A 15,203-nucleotide genomic window follows, 5' to 3' on the forward strand; every position below is an offset into this window, starting at 1 on the left:
GGCACAGTTGGCACCCTTCGGCACACCCTGTGGCACAGTGTTTTGGTGCGGGTAGAGAGACTCGAACTCCCACGCTTGCGCGTCTGGACCTAAACCAGGTGCGTCTACCAATTCCGCCATACCCGCGACGTGGGCCGGTCTATGTCACGAAGGGGCAGCGGAATCAATCCCCGCCACTGGGACAAGGGTCCAGACAATCGCGTACCGTAGACCGTCCGACTGAGCTTCCTCCGGCCAGTCTCGGCACAGCTTACGAAAGTCTCTCCAGGAGATGAGACGGAGGAGCCCTCCGTCCTTGTCGAGAAGCGCACCCTCACGCTTGCGGCGGAATGCCCTTAGGCGAGTAGTCACTCCCAGGTCCTCTACGAGAAACTGTGTCTTTTCGAGGTCGTATCGTGTTGCCATTCATGCCTCCATTAGAGCCTCGGGGTCAGTACCCTCGGGCGGGGTTGTCGCAGTACCCATCGCGGTCGTAGTGGCGAGGGTGATCGATAGGCTCGCTAGCAGTGCGCATGTATGCCACCATGATCCGGTAACAGGGGTCGTCACGCATTCGCCTCGCGTGGTTGTCTGAAATTTCTTGAAGGATTTCCCGAAGAGTCTTCGCCATTGGCGTCCCTTTCTTGCTGCGCTAGAACCGCGCGGTTTTCTGGAGGCTTTACAAATGCAGTTTGTTCTCATCATCGCCCTCGTGGTCAGCCTCGGGGCGAACGTGATGCAGTGGGTCACCGGGTCCGAGCTGCGCGACTTGGCGCGGACAGCGTGTCAGACCACAATGGCGGATGATTCCCGATGCGGTCGCCTCGGGCTGAATTGACGGAGGTATAGGAATGCGAACCGCTCTCATCGCACTCGCGCTCACACTGGTAGGCACCACGGGGCACACGGCCCCGCGATGGGCTGAAATCCAGCAATGTGTCTATGAGTGCACCCAGGGTGGCCAGGACCAGGGCAAGTCCCCTCGCGGCTCCTCGCAGCAATGCAAGGCGGAATGCGAGCGTCAGGCTGAGGAAGACGACGGCTAGGCTTCCATGAGCGCGAGCGCCGCCATGTCCAGGTCCTTCGGAGCGAGGTGCGAGTAGCGCATCGTCGTCTGGATGTTCTTGTGACCCATCCAGAGCATGACCTGGGGCAACGGGATGCCCTTGGAGACTAGCCGCGATGCGCAGGTGTGGCGTAGCATGTGCGGCACGAACTCGTCGTCACCCGGCGCGAGGTGGTCCCTCAGGCGGTTCCAGTGGTTTCGGAAGGTGTCCCTCGGGTAACCCCCGAAGGGCCGCTCGTGCCCCCTGTGGAGCTTCGAGATGTCAGCCCAGGCCGTCGCTGCGGGTCCGACAAGCGGAATGATCCGCGTCTTGCTCGTCTTGGTCACCGTGTAGTGGAAAGTCACACGGCCGTCCCTCACCCGATCCTTGGGGAGCGTGAAAGTTTCCCCCAGGCGGCACCCCGTGTAGAGCAAGAAGTTGAACAAGGCTTTCGCCTCCAAGAGACCCATGTGCTCAAAGAAGAGGATGGCCCTCGCCTCCTCGTCCCTCGACAGGACACGCTCGCGCCCCTCGGTTTCTTTGAGGTAGGCGATGCGCGGCCGGTGCATCATCTCCATCGCCTCGGCGTGTCGCAAAAGGCGCGAAAGCGTGGACAAGCGGCGGTTGATCGTCGCATTGGACGAGCCGCTGGCCTTCATTTTGTTGACGAGGCCGATGATGTAGCTGGACGAGATGTCCGGTATAGGTGTCTCGGGAGGGATCAGCTTGTCGAGTGCGTCGAGGTTGAACTGGACGGCTTGCGGGGCCTTGATGTCGCCCCAGAGGTAGCTGAAGTGTTCTCGGTGGAACTGGTGGAATGTGATTGCCCCAGGGAGGGGCTTTCCGCTTGCTACCGCCCTTTCGTAGGCGAGAGCCTCTGCTTCGGATGCGAAAGACTTGCGCTCCCGCTTTCCGTCTAGGACAACGTCAGCTTGCCACCGGTTGCCTCTCTGTCTTGCCATCGGATAGAACTCCTATGATCTGGTTCACAAACGCCCTGCCCTTGTTTGTCAGGGACAGGCTGCGCTTGCGGCGATCCTGTGGGTTGATGGAGACGGTCACCATGTCATGTGCTCCAGACACGTCGGCGTGACCCTTCTCCCAATAGTAGATGTTTCGCGTCATGGTCCCCGAGAGGAGCCCAGTACGCTTTTCAAGGTCTTGCGGGGCAATATCCGCCTTCGCGGCGTCCGCCGAAGCAATCTCCAGAAGTACAAGGATCGTGCTGACCTGCATCTTAGGGTCGAGCTGATTGAACCGTTGAAGTGTCTGGATTAGGTGGCGCAGTTTCGTGGTATCCGTGGTCATCGAAATCTTCCCGGTTACTTCTGTAATTCAAACCCATTTACCGTGATGGTTTCGCTAGCGTCAAGAGAACGGAACGGGAACAGTGAACACTGTTCACTTTTCAAAGACCTGATAATCCTCAGCGTCTTGCAAGGCTTCCGTGTGGAGTTCGTTGAACCCCCACTCACACGCCTCCCAGTGGTCATCTGTATCCAGAATGTCCACGCGGACCTTGTTTCCCTCGTGGTCGTAAAACTCAATGCGCATTCATACCCTCGTGAATTTTGGTTTCCGAGCGGTTCCCTTCAGGACCGAGCGGCATTCTCATAGGACTTGACGGGCCGAAGCCAAGACGCTTGGAAACATCCCCCGTTTCCAAGACATCTACGATAGCGCAGATAATTGGTAAATAGTTAATTCTCGTATGTGAAACGTTGACCCGCCACTGTCCACAGGCCCGAGAGCCGGTCGCGGAAGAAGCGGAGGTAGGTCCCCCACTTAGAGGCAGGGAACCGTTGCAGATAATCGTGCCAGTATTTTTTAGCGGCATCTTTTGTGAGAAATTCCTCGTGAATACGAACCATTTGCGCTGTCCCGACAATTGGCGGCGGTATAGGTGAGATGGATCAGACGCCCTCCAGGGCGCCCTCTCCGTACATGCAGCTAATCTCATCCATCATCGTGTTCCGCGTGATGCCGTAGGACGAGAGTATATCGGCGGCGACCTCCGGGTATGCGCGGACGAGGTCTTCCAGTGATCCACAGTTTCTTTTGTCTGGGAGCACGTAGTTCTGCGGGTCGTTCCAGGGGTCATCCAGGTCGGCCCAGTCAGCCCAACCGCCACGGCTGGAAGTGTTGCTAGAGCCACCGCGATAAAACCCCCGCGAGTACCCGTAGTCGATCACCGAGGGATCGCGCTCGATGACAAGCTTGCTCCAGTCCATCGCGAGGAGACCATCGCGGAGGAGGATGAGGAACGGGACATGCTGCGTCTCGTTCTTCGAGTGCTGGCTATGGTAGCCGACCGAGATGTTGGTGCATTCCGGCACGAGACGGGCGTACTCATTCGTGTCGGTATAGGCCCCGCCGTCGTCAGCGATTAGGCCGCAATCGCAGTCAAGTGCCGCAGTTAGCGTAGTTCCGAAGGACGCCGCGAAGGCATCCGAAGCGGTGCGCCGTCCCATCTGGTGCGTGATGACGCTCGTGTAGCCGTAGCGGTCGAACGCAATCGCCGCTTCGATGTCGTCGAAGAAAGCCGGGTTACCCTTGGCGAGATCGCCGGAGCCGATGCATCCATTCTCCTCGCCATGATGGATCACGTAGATACCTGGGACCGCCGCTTTGACCATCTCGGTCATCAGCCAGACACCCGCAGTGCAGTCCGCACCTAGGCAACTGGAGGTAGCCCTGGCGCTCTTAGCAAGTTGGAGTGTCGCGCCATCATAATGGAGCTGCTGGATGCCCTCGGTGACGTGCACGGTGTCAACGTGAGAGGAAAAAAGTATCCTCGGGTTTTCCCCGACCCGGAGAACTAGGTTCTTGTACGAATCACGCTTGAACCCGAGCGGCGTGAGGTATCGATCGATGAACGCCTGTTCCGTCGGGGAACCCATGGGGCGCTTGTAGGAGAACATGGCGAGAATGGTCTTCTCGTCGGCGGAAAGCTTGCGGTTGGCCACGGTATAGGTTCCTTCGGGTTCAATGAGGGGGTATTCGAGGGTTGCCCGAGGGCCGCTTACGCGGCCTCCAAAGCTTCATTTTCCTCGGCATCTTCGTTAACGAGGGGATCGAGACCCGCGAAGGCGCGATAGTCCTCATCCTCCTCATCCATGAGGGAGTCAGCGACCACCTTGCCGTTGTCGAGGATCGTTACCTCGTCGTCAGGATAGTTCTCGCCGGAGAGCTGGCAGGTGGAGCCGTAGATATCAAAGTTCTCAGCGGCCCAGACCTCCCCGTCATACATAGTGACGCGCCCCATATTGGCCGTCAGATAAATGCCGCCGTCACGGTCGCAGCGGAACCACCGACTCCGGTACTCAGCCGAGTGCATGATATCGTCGCGGATGTACTCGTCATCGCCGATGGCCGTCATGTTACCCCGGTATGCATACTCGCCGCTAAGGGCGCAGACCGCGAACGGGCCGTTGTCCAAAGCCTCCTCACAAACCCATCCGTAGTCGGGGATGTTCGTCATTTCGTCCTCAGGGAAGCGACGAGAGCCCCCGTAGTATGCGCAGCGGCGACCCGTGTGACCAGACAGGCCATCGGTTTCCCGGCACGGGATACCCTCGTGCGCAATCTTGAGGTACTCGCCGTCGTCCTGGATAGCGCCGCAGACATCGAGGTACGGGGCGACAAAGCGGCTACCGAACTGGATGCGCTGCAAACGAGCGCCCTCGAACTCATCTTCGCTAGCCGAGCGGTAGCCGATGGCGGTCATGGCCTGTTCCATGCGGCGGTAGTCGCCATAGAACTTCGGGTAGTAGATTTTCTTCTCCGGCCACACGAGGCACCGGCCATCGGCATTGTCGATGTCCCCGATGTAAGCCGTGCCGAGATCGGGACCGGCATAGGCACGGGCCGGGTGCTGCGAGCCTTCGTAGCCATCGTTGGCAAAGTGCATGCAAGAGCCGTTGTACTTGCCCTTGTAGACCCGTTCGATCTCGTCGGCATCCTGCGTGATGACGGCCTTCGGCGGGGTGGACATCATCGTCCACTTAACCGCGAGATCGTTGATCTCCTCGCCGGTCAGCACGTCGCTGAAGAACTTCGTCAGGTACTTGCCGGGCTTGATCGGGGTGCGGATGTCCCGAGCACGCTTCTCCGGCGACTGGAAGTACATGAGGAGACCCGGATGTTTCTCCGAGGGTGCGATCATGTGCTCGACGGTGCGGACGAAGTGGGCGCGGAAGAATGCCTCGCGCCGCCACGGGTTGCCATCGGAGACCGCAAAGTTCGCGGGGTTCTCCGAGACATAGACGCTCGCGGTATAGGTTGCCAATGCCGGTTGGCGGTAGAAGTGATAGTGGTACGTCTCGTTGCCCGGCCCCCGCATTGCGGAGACGATGCCCGTATATCCCATGCCTCCCGAAATGTATCCCCCGCCGGAGGCGGTGTAACCGCAGGATTCCTCGTTGTCGCTGCTGAAGGCACCCTCGGGTGCCCCGGAGACATCCGTGATGGTGATCGTATCGCAATCGTCGAAGAGGTACTTCACGCCCTCCGGGAGCTTCGGCCGGTCAGCCTTCGGTGCTTCGACGATGGACGGAATGATGGCGGTAACTTCGGTCATGGCGGTTCTCCCAAAGGGTTCAAAGACAATTTCGTCGTGGATGATGTGGACCGGGCGGCGACCCGTGATCTGGCCGGTGGACTGGCCGTAGATGGCCATGTCGCGGAGGGCGCGGCGGTAGAAACCCGCCCACTCACTTGCTGCTAGTTCCGATAACGAAGGCATTAGGACGCGGGTCTCCACAGAATGAGGTCGGCAACTGCGCGGGGATCATTGAGGTGGACCGCAGAGCCATCCACCCAGTCAACTTGACGGAGCACGGCCGGGACAAACTCCCAGTCGTAGGGACCGAGGGAGAACTTCTCCTCCTCGGACATGCTTTCGTAGACACGCAATACAAAGTCAGCGAGGTCGATGGCGGCGTGGCGCATGTGCACCGTGCCCCAGTCGCGGAAGGCCCGATGGATCGAGCTTGCCACGTCGTGCCGGTCGGCTTCCATCATGGCTTCCCATAGACAAGCCACGGCTTCCATGTGCAGACGGGTATAGGTTTCCACGGCGAGTACTCCCATCAATCGAGCCCACAGGCCGAGAGGAAGCGGTTCGCCTCGAAGCGCGGATTGTCAGCCGCGAGTTCCCCCGCGAGGTCACTTGCGAGGTCCGAGAGGGCAGCTTCGACATCCCCCCGCTCTGGCGTCAGGCCAGACCATTGATCCACGGCTCGTTTGATGGCCTTTGAGATCAGGACGTAGTCCTTGCGTGTCATATCCGGTTTTCCCTTCGTTGGTTGCGATCTCTTCGTTATCGTAGAGATCAGGACAAAGCTATGCTGGCAAAGATGCCGAGCGCGATGATGCCGCCTGACGCGGCGAGCATGATGAGACTTTCGGTAACTGCGGACATGTCAGATGGACCCTGTTGAAGCTAGAGGTCCGGCATGGGACCAGCCGTAGGGAGCTGCGACCGGTGCGTAGACCTGCCAGATAAACATCAGCACCTCATTCAAGGTCATGTAGTGGTAGCTGTGCTCAGGGTTCCCATAGGCTCGAAGGTGGGATTGCAGGACCTCATCAAACCGCGCCGCGTCATCGCCCTGGACGTAGACCTCCATCATGGACGCCTTATTCAGCATTGAAAACGCAGTACCGTTACCGTGACTATCGACACGGAATATATTAGTATTCTCAAGGATGGCTGTTTTCATAGCCGTGCTCCGCTCTGGCTGAGATTGGTTTACCGAGAGGCACCCGGTATAGGTGCCTCCTATAAGACAATCGTCACATGGCCTCTTTCCTACCTAGCCTTGCCTTAATCACGCAGTTCGGCATTCAATCCCCGCCTTACAGGGACATCCCGCCTACTAGTCTCTCGCAACGTTTGGACCCGTTACGCCTTCCGCGCTTTCACCGCATGGCTCACTCAGTGTGAGACCGTTGTGGTCAGCAGACATTTCAAGACGGTCTGCGAGCGGCTGGACTGAGGGGTGCTCGGTTCTCCCGATATGCATCTTCGTGCACACACCAACAGTCCTATTCAGTTGTCAAAGAACGCTCGGGCTTTCACCGGGACCGCTTAGGTCAGTAGGCTGACCGCCGCTCGTTTCGTACTCAAAAGCTAGTTCTCTTCGTTATCGAAGTCAATTGCCCGTGTGAAACTTTTTTAGGTCGTTTCGTCCTGCCGTATCCGTCAGTGCCATGTTCAAGTTGCCGTAGCGATTAGAACGAGAGGACCGATTGGACCGGTGGAAAACCTAAGGGTTTCTAAGGGTGCATGACCAGCGATTTCGAAGAACCCAAGAGCCTTGCGGCCCCTGCCGGTGACCGTGTCGATCACCGTGACCAAATACTGGCATATCTTCGTTATCGGAGTCAACAGGGTATTTGAAGAAATGTTACGGCATGGCTGGGCGGTATAGGACGACGCCATGTCAGGGGATGACCGCGCGTTATTCCATATAGGGAGCTTGATCGATGGGCCGTGTGTTACACTCTGTTACACGATGTGATCACCCTCGGGGACACTCTCGGTGCCTCTCGGTGCACCGGCCTTGCGGTCTCTCGGTGCCTCTCGGTTATCCCATGGGTGCACCCTAGGCCGAAAAATGTGGGAGAGCACATGAACGCGCCCTCACTCGCGGCCGCTATCCCCTCAATAGCTGGCGATAACCCGCGATACCCTGCCGCACCTGATACCGTATCAAGTAGGCAACCTAATGATTACAATGGGTTAGCCATGCCATGTGCCACAATCGGTGCCCGGCATAGGGCACTTGCCGCCGCCCCTAGGGGCACCACGGGGGGTTTTCGCATGGGGGTACATATACGTATAGCGATGCACAGTTTTCGGAAAAATAGCCGCAGTTCCCTCGGGGAAACCTCGGGTGCCCTCACAGTGACTCCAGGGAGCCCCAGGGGCGCGATGGAGAGGTGCTCGGCTAGGGTTACCGCAGGGAGCCCTCAGAGGCCCTCCAGGGGGCTCTCCGTGCCAAAGCAAAACGGGACATCAAACCAAGTATCAGGACAGTGGGGAAGGAGTAGGAGAGAGACCCCTGAGAGACACTTCGAGGGAACTCTCGGTTCACTCTCGGTGTCACTCTAGGGGATACTCAGGAGGAATACCTTATCATACTCCTCTTCTAATAACCTTAGATAACTAGGGATGTCTCCAGGTTAACTTAGAGTGTGATAGGGTAGCATAAGTAAAGAGCAGTAGTCAATACTCCTGTCTTCACACTTTCCTTGTCTCAGATCAGTCCGCTTCGTCCACCCCAAGTTACCCTGTGAGAACTAAAGCCCTTGTTGAGAGGACTGTCGTGGAACTTGGAAAGATACTGTGCCATGCTGTCAGCGTGAACCTTGTCGGCTGTCTTACGAGCGTCCTGGTTCATCAGCTCGACGAAGTGTCCCACAAGCATAGCCAGGGCGTCCAGGCGGTCGTCGTGGCGCAGGGCGTCCTTCTGTCGGCAGATGTGGGTCATCTGGTGGAAGAGGCTCTTGTGCGAGCGCACGAGGCCCTCGTAGACCTGGATGGTCTCGTGGTCACTCTCGATCACCGAGGGGTCCACTATGAGGCGGTGCGCGGAGACGACGGGCTCCAGGATGTCCAGGATGCGCATCTCCTTCATCGTGTTCGAGCGTACCTCGACGATCTCGGCGTAGACCCCTGCCCTCAGGAGCACCGGCTCCAGGAGCTTTCCGAACATGCCGTCCCCGAAGTTGCTCTCGATGACGATGGTCTGCACCTTGAACTTCTTAGCGACAGCCACGAGTGCCTCCAGGGTGTCAGGCTCGTAGCCGCCCTGGAAACCACCGGCCTTGGGGACCCAGATGTTCGAGGAGAGCATGAAGCCGACAGCGTAGCCGGTCTCGTCCTTACCTCGGCCGGAGGGGTCGATGGCCATAACTCGGTGCTGGTAGTCCTCGAACTGCGGGGAGTGACCAGCGGAGGAGAAGTATTTGTCCCCGGCCATCCCGTAAACCGGGAGGTCCTTGAGGTGCCTGTCGGGGTTGGGGAGCCAGTGCACTTCATAAGGAGCCTTCTCCGGGGGCACCGGCATGACGATGAGGTTCTTCAGCTTCAGAGGGTAGCGTTCCTCGTCGGACAGCTTCGTGTTGAGCATGAACTGGAGCTGGTAGCCAGCGGCTCCGTACTCCGAGCGACGGCCGATCAGCTCGTCCGCGTCGAACCGCTCGGGGTCCACGGGGAAACCGTATCGCCGCGCCTCGAACATCACCTCGACCATGGGGGCGAGATCGTCACCGTAGCCGGGGCGCTCCTCCTGGGTAGGCACCTGAGCTGGCCAGATGCGCCTCGTGAAGGTCTCGGGCAGCTTGTTGTAGATGCTGTCCTCGGTCTGCGGGGTGCCCAGGTAGATGATCCGGGCATGGGCCAGCGGCTTCAAGATAGCCGAGTATTCTCGGGTCTTCTCGATGAGCTGGTCGCGAGCGGCGACCGTCTGGGAGTTGTTCCAGACCTCTACGTCGTCCGAGACGATGATGTCTGCGCGACCCCCGGTGAGCTGGCTATCGATACCCTTAGCGAACACTGAGGGTGTCTGGTCGGGCTGCGCCGGGCCTACGTCGAACTCGACGCTGGAGGACCGCTGGTTGGGCGACGGGCGCAGGAAGGCCAACTCGGGGATGACCTGGATGAGCATCATCGTGAACTTCACGAAGTTGTCCGCTCGGTTCTTCGAGGCCGAGACAACCATGATCTTCATCTGCGGATTGCAGTAGAGCACCCAGAGCACGAAGGCCGAGGTTACGTAGGACTTGCCGACGCCCCGGAAGGCCTCGATGCAAATCTTGTTGGGGCCGGTCTGGAGGAACCGGGCGATGTCGTACTGGGTGGCGGTAGGGTTCGGAAGGTTGAGGTACTTCCAGATCAGCCACATAAACTTGCGGAAGTCCGCTCGTAGCGGGTCGGCCTCGACACCTGCGGTGGAGGTCTTCAGTGCGTCCTTATAGGTCAAAGGGTTGCTCAGGGAGGAGAGGTATCTCCGGGGAACCCGAAGGCTCCCCGAGGATCGATGGTCACTGGATCAGTGAAGAGATGACCGACATCTGGGGCATGTTCACACGCACCGTTCCCGTGCCGGGAGTGCCGCACACGAGATCGAGTGCACGGAAGCTCAGGTAGGCTCGGGCGGTGTAGGCCGGAACCTGGAGGAGTTCGGTGGCGTGTTCGAAAGCGTAGCCTTCCGTCGATGGGAGAAGGCCACTGGCGGTGTCCCCTAGGAGACTATGGGTGAACAGCGTCGTGCCTACGCCCCCGAGGGTCCCGTTCATTTCGATTCGCGGCTGGACAAATGCCAAGCCTACGGAGCCGGAAACCGTGGTTGTCTTGCCGAAGCCCTGAAGGGTAACTCCGGGTGTCCAGTAGTCCCCGTTAGGGCTCGTACCGGCGAGGTCCTGGTAGAGACGAACGCCGCCGCCGACCGTGGTCACGTTGTAGGTAATGACCACGTCGTTGCCATTGCCCTCAGCGTTTGGCTCAACGCCAATCGTGAACGTGGTCGTCGAGTCTCCGGCCGCACGAGCGACATACCACTCAAACGGAACGGCCGTTGTCCCGGATGCGAGACTACCGCCAGCGCCGATGATTGCACCGGCATTGCCCGATGTGGCGTTGAACAGCGGGTTCAAGAGAAGCTGCTGACCATTGACGCGCTGATTACCACCATCCACCGCACTCCTGGGGAGGAGACGCATGACCTCGGCTAGGACCTTAGCGAACGCCTTCCCGACGAAGTAAGCCCCTAGGGTGCTCTCGTGGACGAGGGTCGCCTCCCCTGTCCGCATGTAGCCCGTGCGGAACACGAGGGCGTTGGGTGACGAGGTCGGGTCATGGAGGATCGCCGGGGCGTCGAGGAGCCAGACGTTCGGCCGCAACTCAGCCATGCGACGGAGCGCGGCGTTGTAGATGACGAGCTGCTTGATCTGTGCGGCTGAGTAGTTTGCAGCACCGTGACACAGGACGACGATTACACGCATACCGAGGGCAAGCGCGGCATCTACCTTGGTCAGCGTATCGGCAAAGGCTGAAGCCCCGACAGTCGCCGCAGGAACGGTCTGGCCACTCACGGCGTGGGTGTAAGGAGCTTGGGCAATGGAGTTGATACCCTCGCTGATATACAGAACCCCTGCCCCCGTATCGAGAGCCGCTTGCAGCCGAGCGAGCGTCTGGTCGGTGCGTTCGCCGGAGACGCCGAAGCAGTAGTTCCGGGCGATGCGGTTACCAGCCAGCGCGTTGCCCACGAAGAAGTGGTTGTAGACCGAGCGGTTTCTGGCGAAGTTCGTGTCGAGGTATTGCTGCGCTACCGTGCTGTCACCAATACTCGCGATGACGTTGAAGGATCGCCGCCTGGAGGCAGCTCCGCGGTTTCCGAAGATTAGCATCCGTTAGCCTCGCAGGACTTCTACGGTGACATCACCGAGTACGTAGACGTTCTCAGTTCCCGTCATTCCGTTGATGGCGAGGGAGCCTTCCTTGGAGGAAACCGAGAAGTAGGTTTCGGCGGTCACCGCAGGTGCGGCGCTTCCGACGAAGACCCTGAAGCCACCCATGGTGCGGCTCTGGATGAGGACACTGGTCTTGGCGGAAGCCACGAGTGTCCATGCGCTTGCGGAACACGCAAACGCGGCGGGAGTATCAACGGCCATCAGTGGCTCCGAAGGTTTTCCGTGTCCTCGTCATGGAAGACGGGGAATTGAGACGCGAGCGATGCGACCGCTGCGTTCTTGTCGGCGCGAGCTTCCACGCCGTTGTCCTTGAGAAACTTGATGGCATTCGAGATGTCGGCGGCGGTCGCCGTGCCATCCGCGATGCGGTTCATCAGCTCCTCTGCGACGACACCGTGGAGACGGGCCATCAGGTCGAGAGAGGCTGCACTCATGGCTTATCCAGTCACGATGGAAACGAGGCGATCCTTAAAGAGCATCGCGATAGAGCCAACGGCGGCGAGGCCAGCGGCGTAACTGTGGACCTTCAGCTTGAGAGCCGACAGTTCCTTCTTGAGGCCGTCGTAGTCTTCGCGGAGGCGATCCTGGTTGAGTAGCAGAGCGTCGGTCTTGCCCTCGATGCGGCCGAGGGACCGCTGAAGTTCATTGATGTCGGAGGTGTCCATGTTATTTCGAAATAGGAAGAGGAGGAGACCGGCCGAAGCCGGTCCCTTTGAGTTTCGCAGAGGCTTACGCGAGGCCGCGACCATCCCAGTAGTTGTTCGCCATCGTCGTCTCGGCACCGCCGTTGGACACGTAGTTGAAGAACATCTTGCACTGGCTGAAGAGGCGCTCGGGGCCGCAAGCTGCGGTTCGCTCGATGATGTTGCGCTGAGACTGAGCGGTTGACCAACTGTTGGAGGTCTCACCGAAAATCCGGCTGAACCAGACCAAGTCGATGTTGTCCAGGTAGATCGCCCACTTACCGGCCCCATCCAGACGCCCGTTGTCGAACCCGATGTTCTGGCCGGAGTTGTTAGGGGTGCCCCCGGTGAACACCCGGTAGTCCAGGTGGATCAGAGCCCCGCCAGCCTTTCGGGCCGTTGTGTCTCCGAACTGGTAGAGCCGGAAGTTCCTGAAGCGCGTGTCCGAGCATCCATTCGGAGACCAGAGCCACGTCGTCTCATCGTACTGACCGGCCGTACCCTTGTTCCGGGTCGTGCCTTGGAGGCGGATTGCGCTCACGCCAGAGGCCTCGAAGTCAGCGAACAGGTTGTCGGTGATCCCGTAGGACATCAGGTTGCTGTCGCGGGTCGGCGCGAGGTTGTAGCTATCGATCAATGCGTTCATCGCCGCATTGAGCTTCGAGTGCGTAGCGTCGAGCATGATGCCAGCTTGGGCGAAGCCGCCGTAGACATTGAACTCTTCGAGCTTGCAGCCGTCCACCCCTAGGAGGCGGATACCGTTGTCCCAGATGTTGGCGGTTGCGCCAGTTCTCGGGGTGACCACGGAGAAACCCCGGAGTTCGATGCCCGGCATTCCGAGGGCGATCACCGGTTTCTTTGCCGCGTCCCCCGTGCTGCCGCCGTCCACGTCGCTCCACCGTCGCGCCACACCGGCCCCAACGGTTGTGATCTGGGTTCCCATGAGCGGATGCGCTGATCCGCCTGTGGTCTCCCCATAAGGTCTCCCCCAGTGCTGTCGGCCAGCGCCGCGCATCTTGAAGCCCATCTTGTTGATGAGCCATGTGTCGCCAAAGTAGATCAGGCCACGCGGGACATTGAGAACCGAGAGGGCCTCGCCGTCGTCCGTGAAGGCTGCGGCAGCGGCCTTGAACTTATCGACAGCGTTGCCCGAGGTGCTGAAGAGGCTGATACCGGGCTGGTAGTCCCGGATGTCGTTGCGGTCAATCAGGCGGGTCTTGGCGATAGTGACGGGAGCCCCGAGGGCGGTCTCGTCGAACACGGTTGCCCAGGTTTCCCACCGCGCCGGTACTCCGGTAGCTCGACGATAGAGGGTAAGTCCTCCGACGAGCTGGAGATCGTAGCGGTAGTCGTAGCTGTTCCCTGTGCGCCAGGAGACTGCGCACACCCCGGCCACCGTGAGGCACTTCTGCATACTCACCGACTGTGTGTTGATGAGGATGCCGCTCGTGCCGTCGCCAGCGTAAGAGGAGCTACCGGCAGGGCCACCGGTGTTGTTGTTCACCCCGAGGTACGCATTGAAGGTGAATGCCGCGTTCGCCGCGTAGTAGACGGCGACGTAGCAGTAGCCATTCTCAAGCAGCTTGGCGGTGCAGGTCATCAAGGGACCGCTCGCTCCCTGCACGACTACGCCTGTGGAGACATCCACCACGATGTTATCGTAGTTCTCGATGTTAACGCTCAGGAACTTGTAGCCGCTTGCCTTCGCGCAGCACGAGAAATAGCCAACGTCTCCGCTAACGAGGGCAATCCCGCCGTTACCCGGAAGTGCTGCGTGGGCCGAATTGGTCGTGGTCGGCGTGAGCTTGGTGTCATCGCCTACGACAGATCGTACTGACTGTTGATACCCCCAGGTTGAGCTGTCCTTACGGGCACCCTCCACCGCTGCGGGACCGTTAGCCCACTTACTGCCAACAATGAACCGGCCACTGGGGAACGGGTAGTTGAAATCGGCAGCCGGTAGCCCGAACGCCAGTCCCAACGATGTCAGGTTCGGGACCGCGTTCGGGTCGTAGCTTTCCCGCCCGGTGCCATCAAGCTTCGTGCGGATGCTAGCCAGAGGCGCACCCAGAGCCGGAATGTTAGCGGAAGAGAGGACCGCAGCCGCCGCGTCGGCAGAAGCCTGAGCGGCCACCTTGGAGGTGTTCGCGGCCGTTGCGGAAGCACTGGCGTTGGAGGCGCTGGTAGAGGCCTCGGATGCCTTGGTGGACGCTGTCGATGCGCTACCGGCAGCTTCGGATGCCTTGGTGGACGCGGTGCTGGCGCTCGCCACCGCTTCCGACGCCTTGGTGGTGGCAGTGCTTGCGCTGGTTGACGCTTCCGAGGCCTTGGTAGTCGCCGTCGTGGCACTACCGGCTGCGGCGGTTGCACTGGAGGATGCCGCCGCTGCCTTGGTGGTCGCCGTGGAGGCGTCGGCCGCTGCGCTGGTCGCGCTCGAAGCCGCCTGGGAGGCCTTGGCCGTAGCCGTGGAGGCGCTCTCGGCAGCTTCGGATGCCTTTGCTATCGCAGCAGCCGCGTTGCTCACGGCCACCGATGCACTTGTGGAGGCCACCTGCGCATCCAGGGCGGCGATGGCAGCGGTCTCAGCGTCCTTCGCGTCAACGTATGCCTTGGTCGTCGCGTCCTTCGCGGAGACAGGTTCCCCCAGGTTGGTGCTGCGGAGGTTGCCCATGTCCCAGTTGCCAGACGTGGCTCGCATCGGGGACCGTTCGCTGGCCTCCTGAGAAATGAAGACCGCCTGGGAGAACGAGGAATTGAGGTCGGTGGAGAGAAGTACGGACCCGTCGTTGTAGGAGTTGACCGGCTGTTCTTTCGGGGTGTCCCGATAGATGCGGAGTTCTCCCACAGGCGCGGGTGTGATGCGTACCAAGAATGTCCCGATGAACGTTACATTGTCGATATCGACCCCATCGATAGTTGCCTTAACGTGTGATTTGGAAAGGTAATCGAAGGTGATGGGGTAATCAGTTTGCACCCCAGTTTGGTTGGGGTAGATTACGTTAGTTGCCATTAAAGG

Annotated in this window: 15 protein-coding genes and 1 tRNA gene; 1 reads left to right on the forward strand and 15 read right to left on the reverse strand. The window is 59.8% G+C overall.

Annotated features, from left to right (window positions below):
- Nucleotides 1–43: 43 nt before the first annotated feature.
- Nucleotides 44–126: transfer RNA gene (locus ASG03_RS19805), tRNA-Leu, on the reverse strand.
- A 538-nt stretch (nucleotides 127–664) separates the two neighbouring features.
- Between ASG03_RS19805 and ASG03_RS21900 the strand changes: the two genes are divergently transcribed.
- Entirely contained in the window at nucleotides 665–817 is a 153-nt protein-coding gene (locus ASG03_RS21900; RefSeq protein WP_162241411.1) for a hypothetical protein, read from the forward strand.
- 204 nt (nucleotides 818–1,021) lie between these two features.
- Here the strand turns inward: ASG03_RS21900 and ASG03_RS19825 are convergent, their stop codons facing one another.
- From ASG03_RS19825 to ASG03_RS19885, 14 genes are all read right to left on the reverse strand, one after another.
- Nucleotides 1,022–1,987, reverse strand: coding sequence for a tyrosine-type recombinase/integrase (locus ASG03_RS19825; RefSeq protein WP_062695435.1), 966 nt, complete (start codon nucleotides 1,985–1,987; stop codon nucleotides 1,022–1,024).
- Nucleotides 1,953–2,333, reverse strand: a complete 381-nt coding sequence (locus ASG03_RS19830) for a MarR family winged helix-turn-helix transcriptional regulator (RefSeq protein ID WP_062695437.1) — start codon at nucleotides 2,331–2,333, stop codon at nucleotides 1,953–1,955. The genes ASG03_RS19825 and ASG03_RS19830 overlap by 35 nt, the downstream gene beginning before the upstream one ends.
- Before the next feature lie 93 nt (nucleotides 2,334–2,426).
- Nucleotides 2,427–2,579, reverse strand: a complete 153-nt coding sequence (locus ASG03_RS21610) for a hypothetical protein (protein WP_156381887.1) — start codon at nucleotides 2,577–2,579, stop codon at nucleotides 2,427–2,429.
- A 359-nt stretch (nucleotides 2,580–2,938) separates the two neighbouring features.
- Complete coding sequence (locus ASG03_RS19835) at nucleotides 2,939–3,991, reverse strand: M28 family peptidase (protein WP_062695439.1); 1,053 nt, start codon at nucleotides 3,989–3,991, stop codon at nucleotides 2,939–2,941.
- A 56-nt stretch (nucleotides 3,992–4,047) separates the two neighbouring features.
- Entirely contained in the window at nucleotides 4,048–5,604 is a 1,557-nt protein-coding gene (locus ASG03_RS19840) for a hypothetical protein (protein WP_162241412.1), read from the reverse strand.
- A gap of 164 nt (nucleotides 5,605–5,768) precedes the next feature.
- Nucleotides 5,769–6,116: a hypothetical protein gene (locus ASG03_RS19845; protein ID WP_156381889.1), complete on the reverse strand. Its 348-nt coding sequence runs from the start codon at nucleotides 6,114–6,116 to the stop codon at nucleotides 5,769–5,771.
- Entirely contained in the window at nucleotides 6,116–6,310 is a 195-nt protein-coding gene (locus ASG03_RS19850; protein ID WP_062695445.1) for a hypothetical protein, read from the reverse strand. The genes ASG03_RS19845 and ASG03_RS19850 overlap by 1 nt, the downstream gene beginning before the upstream one ends.
- A gap of 138 nt (nucleotides 6,311–6,448) precedes the next feature.
- Nucleotides 6,449–6,748, reverse strand: a complete 300-nt coding sequence (locus tag ASG03_RS19855) for a hypothetical protein (RefSeq protein ID WP_062695447.1) — start codon at nucleotides 6,746–6,748, stop codon at nucleotides 6,449–6,451.
- A 1,539-nt stretch (nucleotides 6,749–8,287) separates the two neighbouring features.
- Nucleotides 8,288–10,015: a phage terminase large subunit gene (gene terL / locus ASG03_RS19860; RefSeq protein ID WP_062695449.1), complete on the reverse strand. Its 1,728-nt coding sequence runs from the start codon at nucleotides 10,013–10,015 to the stop codon at nucleotides 8,288–8,290.
- A 61-nt stretch (nucleotides 10,016–10,076) separates the two neighbouring features.
- Nucleotides 10,077–11,441: an SGNH/GDSL hydrolase family protein gene (locus ASG03_RS19865; RefSeq protein WP_062695451.1), complete on the reverse strand. Its 1,365-nt coding sequence runs from the start codon at nucleotides 11,439–11,441 to the stop codon at nucleotides 10,077–10,079.
- Between the two features lie 3 nt (nucleotides 11,442–11,444).
- Nucleotides 11,445–11,705 carry a hypothetical protein gene (locus ASG03_RS19870; protein WP_062695453.1) on the reverse strand — a complete coding sequence of 87 codons (261 nt, stop codon included), beginning with the start codon at nucleotides 11,703–11,705 and terminating at the stop codon, nucleotides 11,445–11,447.
- A complete protein-coding gene (locus tag ASG03_RS19875) occupies nucleotides 11,705–11,938 on the reverse strand; it encodes a hypothetical protein (protein WP_062695456.1) in 234 nt (77 codons plus the stop codon). Before ASG03_RS19875 ends, ASG03_RS19870 begins: the two co-directional genes overlap by 1 nt.
- A 3-nt stretch (nucleotides 11,939–11,941) precedes the next feature.
- On the reverse strand, nucleotides 11,942–12,169 hold the full coding sequence (locus tag ASG03_RS19880) for a hypothetical protein (protein ID WP_062695458.1): 228 nt from the start codon (nucleotides 12,167–12,169) through the stop codon (nucleotides 11,942–11,944).
- A 64-nt stretch (nucleotides 12,170–12,233) separates the two neighbouring features.
- Nucleotides 12,234–15,197 carry a phage tail fiber domain-containing protein gene (locus ASG03_RS19885; RefSeq protein ID WP_082475880.1) on the reverse strand — a complete coding sequence of 988 codons (2,964 nt, stop codon included), beginning with the start codon at nucleotides 15,195–15,197 and terminating at the stop codon, nucleotides 12,234–12,236.
- Nucleotides 15,198–15,203: the final 6 nt, after the last annotated feature.

The sequence above is a fragment of the Rhizobium sp. Leaf341 genome, from assembly GCF_001424325.1.
In the GTDB taxonomy this organism is placed as follows: Bacteria; Pseudomonadota; Alphaproteobacteria; order Rhizobiales; family Rhizobiaceae; genus Ferranicluibacter.